The organism is Natrinema marinum (genome assembly GCF_024296685.1).
In the GTDB taxonomy this organism is placed as follows: domain Archaea; phylum Halobacteriota; class Halobacteria; order Halobacteriales; family Natrialbaceae; genus Natrinema; species Natrinema marinum.
Genome location: NZ_CP100763.1, coordinates 3,350,425 through 3,367,518, shown reverse-complemented (window position 1 = coordinate 3,367,518; position 17,094 = coordinate 3,350,425). Strand labels below are relative to the sequence as shown.

Below are 17,094 nucleotides of genomic sequence, written 5' to 3'. Positions count from 1 at the left end.
ACGGTCGCGGCCCGAGGTTTCCCGTAGACGAACGTTTTTCACTCGGTACGCTGATACGCCATGCTATGGTAACACGGGTCACAGACAGAACCGCCGCCGGGATCGCGCGAGCGATCCGAGACGGCGACTACTCGGCCACGGAGGTCGTCGAGTCCACCCTCGAGCGCATCCACGATCGAAACGACCGGACGAACGCGTTCGTCACCGTCACGGACGAGTTGGCCCGCGAGATGGCCGCCGACGCCGACCACGCGATCGACGAGGGCGAGCCGCTCGGGCCGCTCCACGGGGTTCCCGTCGCGATCAAGGACTTAGACGACGTCGAGGGGATCCGAACGACCTCGGGATCGCTGCTCTTCGAGGACCGCGTCGCCGAGTCGGATTCGCCGTTCGTCGCCCGGCTCAGGGAAGCGGGCGCGATCGTGGTCGGGAAGACGAACACACCCGAGTTCGGGCTCGGGGTGACGACCGACAACCGCGTCGCCGGGCCGACGGGGACCCCGTTCGATCCCGACCGCGTCTCGGGGGGCTCCTCCGGCGGAGCCGGGGCGGCGCTCGGCGATCGGCTCGTGCCGCTGGCACCCGGCTCCGACGCCGGCGGCTCGGTCCGGGTTCCGGCGAGCTTCTGCGGCGTGTACGGACTCAAGCCGACGCAGGGAGTGATCCCGAACGTCAGCCGGCCCAACGCGTTCGCCAGTCACACCCCGTTTTCGACGAACGGACCGCTGGCCCGGACGGTCGAAGACGCGGCGCTGTCGCTGGACGTGATGGCGGGGGCGCACCCGCGCGATCCGTTCTCGATCCCGAAGGGTGGCGAATACCGCGACGCGGTCGACCGGCCGATCGACGACCTGAAAATCGCCTACAGCCCCGATATGGGGATCTATCCCGTCGCCCCCGAGGTCCGCGACGCGCTCGAGGACGCCGTCTCGGCGCTCGAGCGCGTCGGCGCGACCGTCGACGCGGTCGATCCCGACCTCGGACACAGTAACGAGGAGATCCTCGATGCCTACTACACGATGGCGACCGTGCGGTGGGGGTCGCTGCTCGAGAACTTGGAGGACGAGGGCTTCGATCCGCTCGGCGAGGACCGCGACCGCCTCCGGCCGTATCTCGTGGAGCTCATCATGGAGGCCGACGAGCCGACCACGCGGGAGTACAAGCGCGCGGACGTCGTTCGGACGCACGTCCTCGACGGACTGATCGACCTCTTCGGGGAGTACGACCTCCTTGCGACGGCCACCTGCGGGACGACGCCGTTCCCCCACGGAGAGGAGCCCGAGGAGATCGACGGCGTCGAGATCGAACCGTACCGCGGCTGGGTGCTCACGCAGCCGTTCAACCTCACCGGGCAGCCGGCGGCCTCGGTCCCGGCTGGCGTCGTCGACGGGCTCCCCGTCGGGATGCAACTCGCGGGCCCGCGACACGCCGACGACGACGTGCTCGCGGCCAGCGCCGCCCTCGAGCGGCGGCGACCGTGGCACGACGCGTACCCGGCGTAACGAAACGCACGGCGGATTCGAGACGGTCCCGAGTCCGCGATCAGAAACTGAAGAGGTCGATCCCGCCGGTGACGCCGACGATCTGTCCCGTGACGTAGGAAGCCTGCTCCGAGCAGAGGTAGGCGACCATGTTGGCCACGTCCTCCTCCGTCCCGAGGTGGCGCATCGGCGTCGCCTCGGCGATCCGGGCGTAGTACTCGTCGACGTTCTCGCGGAGTTCGTCGGGGCTCATCTCCGACCACGGACCGACGACGATGTTCGGCGCGATGACGTTCGAGGTGACGCCCGACTGGGCCCCCTCGAGCGCCATCGTCCGGCCGACGCCGATCATGGCGGCCTTCGTCGCCGAGTACGAAATCTGGCCGAAGCCGCCGTACCAGCCGGCCATCGAAGACATGTTCACGACGCGGCCCCAGCCGCGGTCGCACATCTCCGGGAACACCTCCGCGCTGATGTTGTATGTGCCCGTAAGGTTGATTTCCACGTCGCGGTTCCAGACGTCGTCGTCGTAGTCGGCCAGCCGCGAGCGCGCGTCGACCATCGCGGCGTTGTTCACGAGGATGTCGACGCCGCCGAAGGCGTCGCGGACCTCGTCCATGGAGTCGGCCACGTCCCCCCGGTCGGTCAGATCGCACTCGAGGGCCATCGCCTCGCCGGCGTCGGCCGTCTCGTCGATCTCGTCAGCGACTTCCCGCGCGCCGTCGGCGTCGACGTCGAGGACGACGACGTTCGCGCCCTCCTCGGCAAGCGTTCGACAGTCGGCACTTCCGATGCGGCCGGCCCCGCCGGTGACGACGGCGGTCCGGTTCTGGATACCAAAGTCCATGCCCGAGCGAATACTTCGTTATCTGACTTAATCATTGGGGAGCGGTACCAGATTTCACTGCCAAGGCGGGGAAAGATTCGACGGTACAGTCTCCATCTCGAACGATCGCGAATTTATGCACAACCTCTATGATCGATCGTGGAATACTCACGCACACGTCATGAACTCCGCAGTCATCGTCGACGCCGTCCGCACACCGTTCGGGAAACGCGGCGGCTCGTTCCGGGATACCCATCCGCAAGACCTCGCCGCCGAACCGCTCGAGGCGCTTCGCGAGCGCAACGGGTTCGAGCCGGAGACGATCGAGGACGTCATCTACGGTTGCGTGACGCCCGTAGACGAGCAGGGGCTGAACATCGCCAGACTCGCGCCGATGGTGGCCGGCTGGGGCGACATCGTCCCCGGCGTCCAGTTGAATCGGATGTGTGGCTCCGGCCAACAGGCGGCGAACTTCGCCGCGGCGAACGTCATGGCCGGCCAGCACGACGTGCTCATCGCGGGCGGGGTCGAACACATGACTCGCGTCCCGATGGGGTCCGACGGCGCGGACGGGGCGGACAGCGGCGACAGCCTCACCGACACCTACTTCGAGCACTTCGACGAGGTGACCCATCAGGGCGAGGGCGCCGAACGGATCGCCGAGGAATACGGCTTCTCGCGCTCGGAGCTCGACGAGATCGCCGCCGACTCCCAGCGCCGCTGGAAGGAGGCCTGGGACGAGGGCCGCTACGACGACCAGATCACGCCCGTCGAGACCGAACTCGACGGCGAGGAGGTCGTCGTCGAGCAAGACGAACACCCGCGTCCCGGCACCGACGAGGAGACGCTGGCCGAACTGCCACTGTCGTTCCGCGAGGAAGGCAACGGCTTCCACCACCCCGGGAACTCCTCGGGGATCGTCGACGGCTCCTGTGCGTTGCTGATCGCGAGCGAAGAAGCCGCAAACGCACACGGCTGGGAACCGATGGCCCGCATCGTCCAGACCGAAGTCGTCGGCGTCGACCCGATCACGATGCTGAAGGGGCCGATCCCGGCGACCGAGAACGTCCTCGAGCAGGCCGACATGACGATCGGCGATATCGATCTGTTCGAGGTCAACGAGGCGTTCGCCTCGGTGCCGGCGGCCTGGCTCGAGGAGACCGGCGCCTCCTGGGAGGACGTCAACGTCAACGGCGGCGCGATCGCCCACGGCCACCCGCTGGGCGCGACCGGCGCGATGTTGCTGACGAAGTTGGCTCACGAACTCGAGCGCACCGGCCAGGACACCGCGCTCTCGACGATGTGTATCGGCTTCGGTCAGGGGGTCGCGACGATCATCGAGCGGGTCTGATCGCCCGCTCGAGCGAGGGGTATCGCGGTTCGCTGGAGAGGGAACGGACGGGGATGTGAAGCGAACGAGGGCGGCGACAGGGGTCGAGGAGCCGATAGTCTCGGCGCCGTTTGCCAATTCATGTGAACCGGTACCTATAGCTTTACAGTGCTGTATGCGATCATGGGTGATATGGAGTACCACGACTCCGAGAAAGCCACGGAGGTCGCAGGCCGCGTAGAGGAGTTCATGGACGAAGTCGTCATCCCGCGCGAGCGGGAGGCACTGGCCACGGGCGAGGAGATCACGATGGACGAGATCCACGAGATGTGGGACATGGCCAAAGAACGGGACCTGTTCGCACCGCAGGTGCCCGAAGAGTACGGCGGCCAGGGGCTCGACTTCAGCGACATGCTGCCCTCGTTCGAACAGGTCGGGCGCTCGCTGATCGGTGCGCTCGCGATCCGTGCGAACGCGCCCCAGGAGGGCAACATGCACACCCTCGAGATGGTCGGCACGGAAGAGCAGAAAGAGGAGTGGCTCCGACCGCTCGTCCAGGGCGATATCCAGACGGCGTTCGCGATGACCGAGCCCAAGGTCGGGGCCGGCTCGGACCCGAAGATGCTCCAGAGCACCGCCGTCAAGGACGGTGACGAGTGGGTCATCAACGGCCACAAGTGGTGGACGTCCGACGGCCTCGGCGCGGACTACTATCTGGCGATGGTCCGGACCGACCTCGACGCCCATCCCTACGAAGGTACCTCGATCATCATGGTACCCCGCGACGCCGACGGCGTCGAAGTCCAGCGGAACATCCCTCACCTGGGTGGCCACGGCATCACCGAACGCGAAGGTGGCCACGCCGAAGTGAAGTTCGAGAACGTCCGCGTCCCCGTCGAGAACACCATCGGCGAGGAGGGCGAAGGCTTCCGGATCGCCCAGATGCGACTCGGCGGCGGCCGACTCACCCACTGCATGCGCTACTCCGGCATGGCCGAGCGCTCGCTCGACATCGCGAAAGCCTACCTACAGGAACGCGAGGCCTTCGGCACGAAACTCGAGGAGAAACAGGCGCTTCGCCACCGCATCGCCGACGCCGAAACGCGGCTCCACGCCGCGCGAACGATGGTCCGTCACGCCGCACGCGAGCTCGACCGCAGCGACGCCCGTATCGAGGTCGCGATGTCGAAGATGTTCACCGCGAACGTCACCAACGACACCATCGACCTCGCCTTGCAGTGTTGTGGCGGTAACGGGATCGGCAAGGACCTGCCGATCGCCCACTTCTACGAGAACGTCCGCGCCTTCCGCATCGTCGACGGGGCCGACGAGGTCCACCGGCGTTCGATCGCTCGCTGGGCCTTCGAAGATGTCGACGCGGCCGAGATCGAGAACACCCTCCAGTTCGACGAGGACCTGCGAATCGACGCGCTCGACGAGTAATTCGGTCGCTCTCGGAGCCAATTTTCGCTCTCTTTTGGCGAGCGTCGTTCCCGATGCAACCGCCCGTCTGTACGCGAAGAGGTCGCTACGTTCGTTCGAGCGGGGGCCGACGTATCGGCCTCGAGCGAGTCCGAACCGCTCGAGCGGGGGCCGACGCGGTGAGCCACGATGGGGAGAGGAAAGGAGAGAAGAGGAGATGAGAGACGATTGCGGGGTACGGTGGCAGGTCTCGAGGGATCGAGAGCACCACGAGCAGTTTCCAATTAATGCGATTCGTTACCTATATCTTTACAGTACTGGAGTTAGTCGTCGGTGATATGGAGTACCACGACTCCGAGAAAGCCAGGGAGGTTGCGGGTCGCGTAGAGGAGTTCATGGACGAAGTCGTCATCCCCCGCGAGCGGGAGGCGCTCGCGACGGGCGAGGAGATCACGATGGACGAGATCCACGAGATGTGGGACATGGCCAAGGAACGGGACCTATTCGCGCCACAGGTGCCCGAAGAGTACGGCGGCCAGGGGCTCGACTTCAGCGACATGCTGCCGTCCTTCGAGCAGGTCGGGCGCTCGCTGATCGGTGCGCTCGCGATCCGCGCGAACGCGCCTCAGGAGGGCAACATGCACACCCTCGAGATGGTCGGCACGGAAGAGCAGAAAGAGGAGTGGCTCCGACCGCTCGTCCAGGGCGACATTCAGACGGCGTTCGCGATGACCGAGCCCAAGGTCGGGGCCGGCTCGGACCCGAAGATGCTCCAGAGCACCGCCGTCAAGGACGGCGACGAGTGGGTCATCAACGGCCACAAGTGGTGGACCTCCGACGGTCTCGGCGCGGACTACTATCTGGCGATGGTCCGGACCGACCTCGACGCCCATCCCTACGAGGGCACTTCGATCATCATGGTACCCCGCGACGCCGACGGCGTCGAAGTCGTCCGCAACGTCCCCCATCTGGGCGGCCACGGCATCACCGAGCGCGAGGGCGGCCACGCCGAAGTGAAGTTCGAGAACGTCCGCGTTCCCGTCGAGAACACCATCGGTGAGGAAGGTGAAGGTTTCCAGATCGCCCAGATGCGCCTCGGCGGCGGCCGACTCACCCACTGCATGCGCTACTCGGGCATGGCCGAGCGCTCGCTCGATGTCGCGAAAGCCTACCTGCAAGAACGCGAGGCCTTTGGCACGAAACTCGAGGAAAAGCAGGCGCTGCGCCATCGCATCGCCGACGCCGAGACCCGACTGCACGCCGCCCGCTGTATGGTCCGCCACGCCGCGCGCGAACTCGACCGCAGCGACGCCCGCATCGAGGTGGCAATGTCGAAGATGTTCGCTGCGAACGTCACCAACGACACCATCGACCTCGCCCTGCAGTGTTGTGGCGGTAACGGGATCGGCAAGGACCTGCCGATCGCCCACTTCTACGAGGCCGTCCGCCGGTTCCGTATCGTCGACGGGGCCGACGAGGTCCACCGGCGTTCGATCGCTCGCTGGGCCTTCGAAGACGTCGACGCGGCCGAGATCGAGAACAGCCTGCAGTTCGACGAGGATCTGCGCATCGACGCACTCGACGAGTAACGCTTCCGCTCGAACGCTCCGTTTTCGGCGCCGTTTTTCGTCCGTGACTCGTCACCGCCGTTCCGCCGAGCGGATCGCACGCTCGCAGCGCCACCGGCGAGACGATGATCGGCAGGGCAGAGACGCCCTCGAGACGATCGACCGCGGTCAGTTGCCGAACTGTTCCTGTGCCGCCGCGAAGTCGTCCTCGAGCCGCTCATAGCCCCAGTCGTAGGCCTCTCCAACGCTCATCGAATCGGTGACGACGCGATTAACCATCCCGCCGTAGAACTGCTGGTGTCGCATGTACAGAGCCTCAGGCGAGGAGATGTCGGCCTCGTCGACGCTGCCGTAGTGGTCGCCCCAGATTTTCTCCTGGACGTACTCGAGTTTCTCGAGCAGGTGCGGATGCATCTGGCAGAGGTCCTGGTTCCGGAACTCGTCGGACTCGATCACGTCGGCGTAGGCCGGCAGGAACCGTCCGGGGTCCGTCTCGTAGAGACTGACGGTCCGTTCCATGCTGTCGGCGTAGAGCCACTCGAACCACTCCTTGGTGCCGGCGATGTTGCCTCCCCCCGAGAAGACGTGGTGGCCGTCGGGTGTCGGCGACGAGAGCCAGTTCTGGTCCGGGTCGACGCCGTCCAACATCGGGTACGCGATGACCTCGGTATTCATGGCAAGGGAGCGCAGCGCGTCGCTGTCCTCTGATTCGGCGACGTGGGCGGTGACGCCAACTGGCCAGCAGTTGATGTGGTGACACTGTCCGTACCGGCCCTGGACCCAGTCGCTGAGCGAGTTCGCCCACCCGATGTCCGTCGGATCCGTCGAGTACTCGGAGAGACGCTCGACGTACTGCAGGACCTCGGTCACCGTATCCTCGGGCCAGTGGATCTCGAGTTCCTCGCGGGCGTTCGGGTCCTGCCACCGAAGACCGATCCCGGGGATACCCGCGCTCGCCAACATGACGAGGAGTTCGTCCTGACTCTTGCCGGTCGGTGAGCCGGCGAGTCCGTACCCGCGCATGTGGGGGAATTCGTCGGACTCGTCGACGGCCTTGGCGTTCTCGAGGATATCGCTAAATCTCGGGCTCTTTGAGTCCGAGGGCCTCGTAGACATCTGCCCGGTACTGGAAGTTCGAAACGGTCAGTCCGTGGGGGATCTGATAGAGTTCGTCCTCTTCGCCGAGGAACGCGCCGCCGGCGTTCAGTTCCCCGTTGACCCCCTCGATCGAGGAGACGATGTCGGTGACGGTCTCGAGCTTGCCCGCCTCCCAGACGCCGGCCACCTGGTCGAACGTGGACGTATTCGCGCCCGGCGGCGTCCCCGCTTGGATCAGCTGAACGAGACGCTTCACACCCGTCCCGGATGTCCCGCTTTCTTCGATGGTCAGCTGGATGTCGGTCTCGTTCTGGAACTCGGACTCGAGGTCACCCCAGAGAGACTCCCACGCGGCGGTGTAGTAGTCAGTGAGGAAGTGAACCTCGCCGCCACTGCTGTGCTCGTCGATGTCGGCGCTCTCATTGAGACCGTCAGTGTCACCGGTATCGCCACCGTCAGTTCCGGTGCTGTCGCAACAACCTGCGATCAGACCGGCGCCACCGATACCGGCACCATACAGTATCCGGCGTCTGGTTGACTCCGACCCCCACACATTCTATCCAATTGTTCTAGTGTGATGTCAATTCACTGATGGAGACATCCCTGCCATCCCGGCTGATACCGCGACACGTGAGACGAACGGGCAACTGCTAGCGGGTGGCTGAGCGACCTGAGATCGCGTCCCGTGGCACCGACACCCATAGATATTTACGTTCGGCTGGGAATATCGGGTACATATGAGCGAAGATACCACATCACGGAAAACGGACAGTGCAGGACTTGAAAACATCCGAAGGGCGTCGGATGCGGTCGAGAAATCCACGACGAGCATCGCCCTCGAGAAGATTCTGGAACGCTGGCGGACGGTCGGTGCTATCGTCGTACTGGCGGTCACGAGCGTTCTGCTATACCAAGTTGACAACTATCTCTCTATCGACGTGCAGGTGTTTGGCGGGATCACGATTCTCATGTTGGGTTACTTCCTTGCAACGCTACGGACCGACATCCGCATGGAGTGACTGCGGGCAGACGACGGTAGGTATTTTGTGCTCACCGGCGAAAGAAGTCACCATGAACGGCGAGGCGGTGGGCCCGTGATCGACTGGAAGCTAGATGGATTTCTACCGAGTCAACGGCAACCGGAACCGAGAGTCGAGACCGCCAGCGATCGAGACGTGTTGCTTGCCCGCGGCGCCGCTGCGGCTATCGATCTGTTCATCTGCTACGTACTGATCGAGTTCCCGCTGATCTATGCCGTAGGTGAAGTCTTCAGCGGTCCCTACGAAGCGCTCGGTGGAGCTATCGTCCCACTGTCGCTGCTCTTGCTCGTACCGCTTTACGCCAGTTACTCGTTCGTCTTCGAGTGGCGCTATGGGCGGACGCCGGGAAAAGTCAATCGCGGTCTCCTGGTCGTCATGAATGACGGTCGCCCGTGTACCTATCGAGCCAGTGCCGTACGGAACCTCTGTCTATACGTCGATCTGCTCGGTGTCCCCCCACTGGTCATCGGCCTCGCGTTGGCGCTGGTGACTGACGGCCGTCGCGTCGGGGACCACGTCGCGGGGACAATTGTCGTTCGCTCGACGGCACCAACGGATCTAGACGCTGCGGCCGCGTCCGAGATTGACACGAGTGCCGCCGCTCGCGGAACGAGCGACGGCAAAAAGAACTGACCGAATCAGGAGATTCGGACGCCGGAATCAGCGTCGAACAGCTGGATGTACTTGTCGTCGAAGACAAGGCTGTACTCCTTGCCGTTGCCATTGAAGTCGGGGCTGGTGACGACGACGACCTCGCCGAACTCGGTATCGAAGAAGCTGTGGGTCGCATCGCCGAGCGGTTCGTCGAGCAGGTGCGTTGCTGGGATACCAGCATTGGGGTCGTCACTGACGCCGATGTACTGTGGCCGGAGGCCGACGCGGACGTCCTCGCCAGCCCAGCCTTCGAGGCCGTCGCGGGCGAGATCGTACTCGTAGCCACCGACATCGAGCTCGGCGGTCCCGTTGACGGAGCCGACCGATCCGTCGAAGAACTGCGTCGATGGCTGGCCGATAAATTGGCTGACGAACTGCGAGGCCGGTTCGTCGTAGACTTCCTTCGGCGGGGCGACCTGTGCCAGTTCGCCGTCGTTGATGACCGCGACGCGGTCGGACATGGTCATCGCCTCCTCCTGATCGTGGGTGACGTAGAGGGTCGGACAGCCAATCTCGTCGGTCACTTTCTCGATGACCGGCCGTAGTTCGGCCTTCAGTTTCGCGTCCAAGTCCGACATCGGCTCGTCGAACAGGAATATCTCCGGATCGCGGACGAGCGATCGCCCCAGCGCGACGCGCTGTTGTTGACCGCCCGAGAGGTCTGCGGGCATCTTTTTGAGCTGGTCCGTGATCTGGAGTAACTCTGCGGCCTCGTCGACACGAGCCATACGCTCCTCTCTCGAGAAGCCGGCGATCTTGAGGCCGTAGGCCATGTTCTCCTGAACGCTCATGTGCGGGTACAACGCGATGTCCTGGAAGAGCAACGCGATGTTACGCTCTTGGACCGGCTTGTCCGTCACATCGCGATCGCCGAACTTGATCGTGCCGCTGGTCGGCTTGTTCAGTCCCGCGACGCAGCGAAGCGTCGTGGTCTTCCCACAGCCCGAGGGGCCAACCAGCGTCACGAACTCGCCGTCCTCGATCGTGAGGTCGACGTCGTCGACTGCGATGATTTTGTTGCCCGATTCCTCGTACACTTTCGTCAGATTTCGGATCTCGATGTCTGGCATATGTTTGTGTTTCTGGTGGTGTTAGTTGTAAGGTTGGTGACTCTCAGAGCGCTCTGACCTGGAACCCCTGCAGCAGGTAGCTCTGCATGAAGTAGGCGAACAGCAGCGGTGGCACGGTCATGGCCAGCGAAATCGCCATCAGGTAGGCATCCGGCAGGAACTGGGCCTGCCCCATCGCCCGGAGGATACCGGGTGCGAACGTCGTGGTGTCAGTCTGGGGCAGAAGGATCTGCGCGAACGTGAAGTCGTTCCACGCGAGCGCGAAGGCAAACAGGGCCGCGGCGATGATCGCCGGTCGGCACTGCGGCACGACGACATCGCGGAAGCCACGCCAACGCGATGCGCCGTCGACCCACGCCGCCTCCTCGTGAGCCTCTGGAATCGTCATGATGAACTTCCACATTAGCCACACGGCGAACGGCATCGAAATCGCCGACAGGGCAATGATGAGCCCGAAACGGGCACCGAGGAGACCGATGCTCTGCCAGATCTGGTAGAGCGGAATCCCGATGACGATGGGACTAAAGAGGTACCCGATCAGGAGAACCCGCGCGAAGTTCTCCTTTTGCGGGAAGTCCAGACGCGCAAGACCGTAGCCAGCGAGCAATGAGACGAGGACAACCGTCACGATCGTACCGATAGCCACGACGACCGTGTTGAACATGTAGGTGTACATCACCGGATCCGTCAACACCGAGAAATTCCCCAGCGTGAAAATATCCGGTGTGGGGAAGATGGTGACAGCGTCCTCAACCGTCTCGTAGTCCGTGAACGCCAACTGGGCCATCCAGTAGATCGGCCACGAGCCGACGATGACGATGATCGCGGTGCTGAATAATTTCAGTGCTTCTATGATTCGGGTCTCGCCGTCGTATGAGAGGCCGAAGACGCCTCCCGGAGGTTCGCTCTGACTCATGTGGTTGTCTCCACCTCTTCGCTCGGGTTGAAGAGTTTGAAGTAGATGATTGCCGACGCCAACAGGAACAGGAACATGACGACGGAGATCGCGTTTGCGAGCCCGTATGCCTGATCCGTATAGACCGTTTTGTAGGCCAGCACTGGCAAGGTCGTCGTTGCGTTACCGGGCCCGCCTTGGGTGAGCTGCCAGATGATGTCGAACTTGTTGAACATGAAGACCGAACGGAGCAAGACGACGACCGTCACGATCCCCATGAGACGCGGCAGCGTAATGTCGCGGAACATCTGCCACCGGTTGGCTCCACAGACCTTCGCCGCCTCGTAGAATCGATCCGGGATCGCTCGCAGCTGCGCGAGCGTGAAGATCGTGACGAAGACGGCGAACTTCCACGTACCGATGAGGATCAGTAGCTCCATCGCCCAATCCCGCGAACCGAGTGGCGCCTCGTTGACACCCCAGAGGCCGAACCACTCGGCACCCATCATCTGGAAGACGCCCCCGAGCGGGTCGAACACTCGTAGTGCCACCAGCGAGACGATGATTGTCGGGATCAGGTAGGCGGTAAAGACCACTGCGGTGAGCAACTTCTGCCCGTACGTGATACGATTGAGCACGAGCGCCATCCAGAGCCCGACGGAGAGTTGGATGAGCGTGCTCCCAACCATGTAGATGACACCGCGCCATAACGATCCCCAGAAGGTGGAGATATTCAGGACCTCGCGATAGTTTGCGAGGCCAGCCCACTGCCACTCGGGATTGAGCGTGTGAATATCGTGTAACGATGCCCAGAACGCGAACGCGACCGGGAGCACCGCGATGAGCAAGTACAGAACGACGACGGGAAGAACGGTCCCGATACCGGCGACCGTCTCCCGCTGTACCGGCAGGTCGTCCCACGGGATGTACGTCCTGCCAGGTCGTATTGATTCTCCAGTTTCACTGGCCATATCTAGATCTCCTCTCCATGCATGTATGTTAATCTCACGGTTAGCCATAAACGATTCGCCTGCTCCGAATCGACCGAACGGGGACCGGCTACGATCGGATTATCCGCCGAACGATTCCTGTGCCTCAGCAAAGGCCTCCTCGAGCTGGCCGTAACCCCACTCGTAGGCCTCCTGGACGGTGTTTGTATCGGTGATCACGCGGTTGATCATCTCGCCGTAGAACCACTGCCGCTGCATGTACAGCGTCACGGGCGAGGAGGTGTTCGCCGCCTCGACGCTGCCGTAGTGGTTGCCCCAGATCTCGTCTTGGACGTATTGGAGTTTCTCGAGCAGGTGGGGGTGGGCCTGGAAGATGTCCTGATTCTGGAACTCGTCCGACCCGAGCACGTCGGAGTAGGTCGGGAGGAACCGACCGGGGTCCGTCTCGTAGAAGCTCACCGTTCGCTCCATGCTGTCTGCGTAGAGCCACTCGAACCACTCCTTGGCGTCGCCCGGACGACCGGAGTTCGAGAAGATATGGTGGCCGTCGGGGGCCGGAGATGACAGCCAGTTCTCGCTCGGATCGACCCCGTCCAGCATCGGGTACGGGATGATCTCGGTGTTCTCGGCGACGAAACGCAGTCCGTCGCTGTCGTTCGCTTCGGCCGCCTGTGCGGTGACGCCGACCGGCCAAGCGTTGAGATGATAACACTGGCCGTACTGTCCCTGCACCCATTGGCTCAGCGACTCGGCCCAGCCGATGCTGGTTGGGTCCGGGGAGTACTGGGAGATATCCTTGGCGAACTGCAGCACCTCGGTGACTACGTCTTCGGGCCACCAGATCTCGAGTTCGTCTTGTGCCTCCGGATCCTTCCAGCGAAGCCCGATACCGGAGATCCCCGCGCTCGCGAGCATGACGAGCATTTCGTCCTGACTCTTACCGGTCGGCGCCCCGGCGAGCCCGTAGCCGCGCATGTCCTCGTAGTCGCCGCCGGCCTCGTCGATGGCTCGCGCGTTCTCGAGGATATCGCTGAACGTCTCCGGCTCCTCCAGCCCGAGTGCCTCGTAGACGTCGGCCCGGTACTGGAAGTTCGAGACGTATACACCGTGGGGGATCTGGTAGATCTCGTCCCCCTCACCGAGGAACGCCCCACCGGCGTTCAGTTCCCCGTTGACTTCTTCGATCGACGAGACGACATCGTTGGTCGTCTCGAGTTGCCCAGTCTCCCAGATATTGGCCACCTGATCGAACGTCGATGAGTTCGCTTCCGGCGGATTACCCGCCTGAATCAGCTGTGAGAGCCGCGATTCCTGGCTTCCGGACATTCCGGCTTCCTCGATGGTGACCGGGATATCGGTCTCGTCTTCGAACGCCGGCTCGAGTTCATCCCAGAGCGCTTGCCATGCGTCGTTGTAGTAGTCTGTTAGGAATTGGACATCGCCGTCACCACCCCCACCGCCACCGATGCAACCTGCCATCGCTGCCGTAATTCCTGCACCAGCACCCGTAAGCACCCGCCGCCTGTTGATGTTATCCCGTGTCATTGGTTCACAATCACTCTTGTCCATTGCTATCATCCAACTACAGGCATATAAACATTCACGTTTTTTTCAGACAGATTCCAGCGTTGCTTTTTAGCATCAATATATTCCAGTACTTTATGTTACTCATCATACGTTGGCAACGACCGGTAAGACACCGCAGCCGATCCGCGAGACGGAAGTCGGACGACGGCCGGACGGACCCCGACCGACTGACAGTGAGCGGGTACATTCACCGCGGCTCCACGGTTTCGGAAACCCAGCCGGTAGCACCGTCGGGTTTCGGCCCGTCTTTTTCGGGGATCTGTAGGTTCCCGTTCCCGTCTCGAGCACGGACGATCACTTCGTGTCTCCCCGCCGCCCCGTACTCGTAGCGCCACTGTCGCCAGACATCGTCACCAGGGAGTGGTTCGGACAGTTCGGCCTCGGTCCAGGTGTCGCCGCCGTCGATCGATACCTCGACGGCGCTGATCCCTCGAGTACCGGCGTAGGCGTGGCCGGCCACCTCGATGCGGCCGCCGCTGCGGTGGTTGACCTGCCAGAGCTTGGCCACGGTGTGGACCGGACCGGTGCCGTGCCAGCCGCGGTGCTCCCAGTAGCCCATCGACTCCTCCTCGCGGACCTCGATCTCGGTCAGCCACTTCACGTTGATCTCGCCCCAGTGGCCGGGAACGAGGGCGCGAACCGGAGCACCGTGGCCCCGTGGCAGCGGGCGCCCGTTCATCCGATAGGCCAACAGTCCCGGCCACAGCGCCTCGATCGGGAACTCGTTGTAGTAGCCGTCGGCCCCGCTGAGGACGACGTAGTTGCCCTGAGGACCGGCCGCCTCGAGCAGCGACCGAACGGACACGCCGCTCCAGAGGGCGGTGTCCATCTGCCGGCCGTTGAGTTGATCGCCGACACAGCGCAGCGTGACGAACCGATCTTCGAGTGTCATCGCCTCGAGGTCGGCGATATCGTACGTCGCTTCCTCCTCGACGGCCCCCGTAATCGAGAGCGTCCACGCCTCGCGGTCGACGGCGGGATCGACGTTGTTGATGTCGACCTGGTAGAAGTCCGTGCTGACCAGCGGCTCGAGCCCCTCCACGTCGAACGACTGGTCTTTCGCGCGCGTGAGCAGCGTTCGAACCTCGGGTCGGGCGTCCTCGGGGATCACGAGGGGCGAGGCCACGGATTCAGTGTCGGTCCCGCGGACGAACAGCCCGAGCGCGCTCAGGCCGATCGCCGACCCGACGGCCCCGAGGACGCGCCGGCGGTCCGACGAGCCGAGGGGAGCGTCCGCCGTCGCAGCGCGTTCGACTCCGACCGCCACCAACACGACGAGGGCGGCCCCGGCGGCGGCACCGGCGCTCGAGGGCAGCGAGCGCGTCAGCCCGAACGCGACGGCCGCCGGCAGAACCGCTCCGACGATCACGCCGGCGGCGGAGACGTACCGCTGGTGGGACAGTGCGCTGTCGGCGGACGGGGCCCTTCGGAGGAGCGCGACGCCGGGCAGGGCCGCGAGTCCGAAGACGAGACTGGTCAGCACGATCGCCGTCAGGAAGGCCAGCCGGTGGCCGAGCGTCCCGAGTTCGGTGATCGCGAAGGTCACGAGCGCCTCGGGACTGAGGGTGACGACGAGCCGGTCGATCGGCGTCGCGACGAACGCCGGCCGTCGGCCGACGAAGAGGTACGAGCCCCCGACGGCGGCGAGTCCGGCGGCGAGCGCCACGGCGACCGCGGGAAGCCACGGACGCACCCGGGCGACCGCCCCCGATATGCGCTCCTTTGTCATGATAATACATACCAATAGTCGCGACTACACATGAAAGCTTCGCGCACGTGAGTAGGCTTCGTCGCGGAATCGCGCCGGTGAGCCCGACGGCCCCGCGTTCGCCCTTGCGTGGACGCGGGTCACCGCCTCGTTCAGTCGGCTTTCACTCCCGTCCGGGTGACCTCGGGGTTACGCAGTAGCGGCAGCGAGACGATCGTCAAGCAACTCAAGACGAGCACCGCACAGAGGACGTACGTCAGCCGATAGCCGAACCAGCTCTCGACGGCCGGAATCGCCAGCAGCGGGCCCAGGCTGAGCCCGATATCGCCCATCACCTGGTAGGCACCGCCCATCCGGCCGAGTTCGTCGCCGGGGGTGAGATCGCCCATGATCGCCAGCAGCGACGGCGCGGCCGCGCCCATACCGCCGCCGACGAGGACGATCGCACCGAGTAGCGCCTCGATCGTTGGCACGTAGGCGATAACCAGAAAACCGACCGCCATCGCCAGAAAGGCCGGCACCGTCAGAATCGTCCGATCGTCGACCAGATCCGATGCCCAGCCGGTGACGATCGTCAGCGACCCCGAGGTGAGCACGCCAAGGCCCATCACGATGCCGCTGATTCCGGCCGCCTCGAGAAAGGAGAGCTCGAGGCCGTAGACGCTCGCGTAGCTCGCGAGCGTCGAGAGGATGACGCCGCCCCAGAGGAATCGGACGGCAAAGTTCCCGTAGCCGACGAGGACGACGGTCGGATTGCCGGCCAACAGCGCGGGGACCTCGCGGAGGCTCACCGATCGGCTCTCCGAGCCCGCACCCGCGTGAACGTCCGGGAGGACGAGCGTCGCGACGGTGCCGGCGACCAGCGCGAGCGCGCCGGCGACGAGAAACGCCGTTTGCATATCGGCCAGGTCCGTCAGGATGCCCCCGAGGATGAGCCCGGTCGGGAAGCCAAGCGACTGGCCGCCGCGCATGTAGCCGACCCACCGCCCCCGGTTGTTCGTCGTCGTGACGTATGTGATCGTCGCGAACGCGCCGATGAAGACGAACGCGCTGCCGATCCCCCAGAACAGCCGCGCCAGGACGAAGACGACGCCCGGAAGCGACACGTCGCCGAGTACTGGCACTACGCCCAGATCGATCGGGGGCGTGTGGAGGCCGACGATGTAACCGAAGGGAGCCAGCGCCTGGGTGAACAGCCCGAAGATCATCGGTTTGCGCGAGCCGACCCGATCGATGATCGTCCCCGCCGGCGTGTTCATGAACAGCCGCGCGATGCGGTTGGCCGAGAGGATCACGCTCAGCATGATCGCGCTGATCACCAGCTTCTCGTCTAACAGCGGCAGCGTCGGGAACGCGACGCCCGTCGCGACCCCGCCGAAGAAGATGCCGGCGATAACCGCGAGCGCGATCGTCCGGATCTCCGCGTTCGAGTACGTGGAGTCGGCGGTCTCGTCAGTCATCGGCG

General features: G+C 64.1%; 15 protein-coding genes. 6 read left to right on the top strand and 9 right to left on the bottom strand.

Annotation, left to right across the window (positions count from 1 at the left end; all coding sequences use genetic code 11):
* Positions 1–65: 65 nt before the first annotated feature.
* Positions 66–1,502 (top strand): amidase, encoded by a 1,437-nt coding sequence (locus NKH51_RS16645; protein WP_254762789.1) that lies wholly within the window; start codon positions 66–68, stop codon positions 1,500–1,502.
* A 40-nt stretch (positions 1,503–1,542) separates the two neighbouring features.
* Here NKH51_RS16645 and NKH51_RS16640 read toward each other — a convergent pair whose 3' ends face one another.
* A complete protein-coding gene (locus NKH51_RS16640) occupies positions 1,543–2,328 on the bottom strand; it encodes an SDR family NAD(P)-dependent oxidoreductase (RefSeq protein ID WP_254762788.1) in 786 nt (261 codons plus the stop codon).
* A 160-nt stretch (positions 2,329–2,488) separates the two neighbouring features.
* Between NKH51_RS16640 and NKH51_RS16635 the strand changes: the two genes are divergently transcribed.
* The 3 genes from NKH51_RS16635 (at position 2,489) to NKH51_RS16625 (ending at position 6,648) form a co-directional block, all read left to right on the top strand.
* Positions 2,489–3,658 (top strand): thiolase family protein, encoded by a 1,170-nt coding sequence (locus NKH51_RS16635; protein ID WP_254762787.1) that lies wholly within the window; start codon positions 2,489–2,491, stop codon positions 3,656–3,658.
* 171 nt (positions 3,659–3,829) lie between these two features.
* Positions 3,830–5,080, top strand: a complete 1,251-nt coding sequence (locus NKH51_RS16630) for an acyl-CoA dehydrogenase family protein (RefSeq protein WP_254762786.1) — start codon at positions 3,830–3,832, stop codon at positions 5,078–5,080.
* A gap of 317 nt (positions 5,081–5,397) precedes the next feature.
* Entirely contained in the window at positions 5,398–6,648 is a 1,251-nt protein-coding gene (locus NKH51_RS16625; RefSeq protein ID WP_254762785.1) for an acyl-CoA dehydrogenase family protein, read from the top strand.
* A gap of 147 nt (positions 6,649–6,795) precedes the next feature.
* On the opposite strand, the gene NKH51_RS16620 is transcribed toward NKH51_RS16625, so the two are convergent.
* A complete protein-coding gene (locus NKH51_RS16620; protein WP_254762784.1) occupies positions 6,796–7,650 on the bottom strand; it encodes a hypothetical protein in 855 nt (284 codons plus the stop codon).
* A gap of 52 nt (positions 7,651–7,702) precedes the next feature.
* Entirely contained in the window at positions 7,703–8,278 is a 576-nt protein-coding gene (locus tag NKH51_RS16615; protein ID WP_254762783.1) for a hypothetical protein, read from the bottom strand.
* A gap of 184 nt (positions 8,279–8,462) precedes the next feature.
* On the opposite strand from NKH51_RS16615, the gene NKH51_RS16610 reads away from it, so the two are divergent.
* Together NKH51_RS16610 and NKH51_RS16605 are read left to right on the top strand one after the other, a co-directional pair.
* Positions 8,463–8,744, top strand: a complete 282-nt coding sequence (locus tag NKH51_RS16610) for a hypothetical protein (protein WP_254762782.1) — start codon at positions 8,463–8,465, stop codon at positions 8,742–8,744.
* A gap of 75 nt (positions 8,745–8,819) precedes the next feature.
* Positions 8,820–9,398, top strand: coding sequence for an RDD family protein (locus NKH51_RS16605; protein ID WP_254762781.1), 579 nt, complete (start codon positions 8,820–8,822; stop codon positions 9,396–9,398).
* Positions 9,399–9,403: 5 nt separating this feature from the next.
* On the opposite strand, the gene NKH51_RS16600 is transcribed toward NKH51_RS16605, so the two are convergent.
* From NKH51_RS16600 to NKH51_RS16575, 6 genes are all read right to left on the bottom strand, one after another.
* The gene (locus NKH51_RS16600) at positions 9,404–10,489 is read right to left on the bottom strand and encodes an ABC transporter ATP-binding protein (protein WP_254762780.1); all 1,086 of its coding nucleotides are present in this window, start codon (positions 10,487–10,489) and stop codon (positions 9,404–9,406) included.
* Between the two features lie 43 nt (positions 10,490–10,532).
* Positions 10,533–11,405, bottom strand: a complete 873-nt coding sequence (locus tag NKH51_RS16595; RefSeq protein ID WP_254762779.1) for a carbohydrate ABC transporter permease — start codon at positions 11,403–11,405, stop codon at positions 10,533–10,535.
* Positions 11,402–12,355, bottom strand: coding sequence for a carbohydrate ABC transporter permease (locus NKH51_RS16590; RefSeq protein ID WP_254762778.1), 954 nt, complete (start codon positions 12,353–12,355; stop codon positions 11,402–11,404). The genes NKH51_RS16595 and NKH51_RS16590 overlap by 4 nt, the downstream gene beginning before the upstream one ends.
* A gap of 99 nt (positions 12,356–12,454) precedes the next feature.
* On the bottom strand, positions 12,455–13,813 hold the full coding sequence (locus NKH51_RS16585) for an ABC transporter substrate-binding protein (RefSeq protein ID WP_254762777.1): 1,359 nt from the start codon (positions 13,811–13,813) through the stop codon (positions 12,455–12,457).
* Between the two features lie 295 nt (positions 13,814–14,108).
* Positions 14,109–15,650, bottom strand: coding sequence for a molybdopterin-dependent oxidoreductase (locus NKH51_RS16580; RefSeq protein WP_254762776.1), 1,542 nt, complete (start codon positions 15,648–15,650; stop codon positions 14,109–14,111).
* Positions 15,651–15,781: 131 nt separating this feature from the next.
* Positions 15,782–17,089, bottom strand: a complete 1,308-nt coding sequence (locus tag NKH51_RS16575; protein ID WP_254762775.1) for an MFS transporter — start codon at positions 17,087–17,089, stop codon at positions 15,782–15,784.
* Positions 17,090–17,094 lie beyond the last annotated feature (5 nt).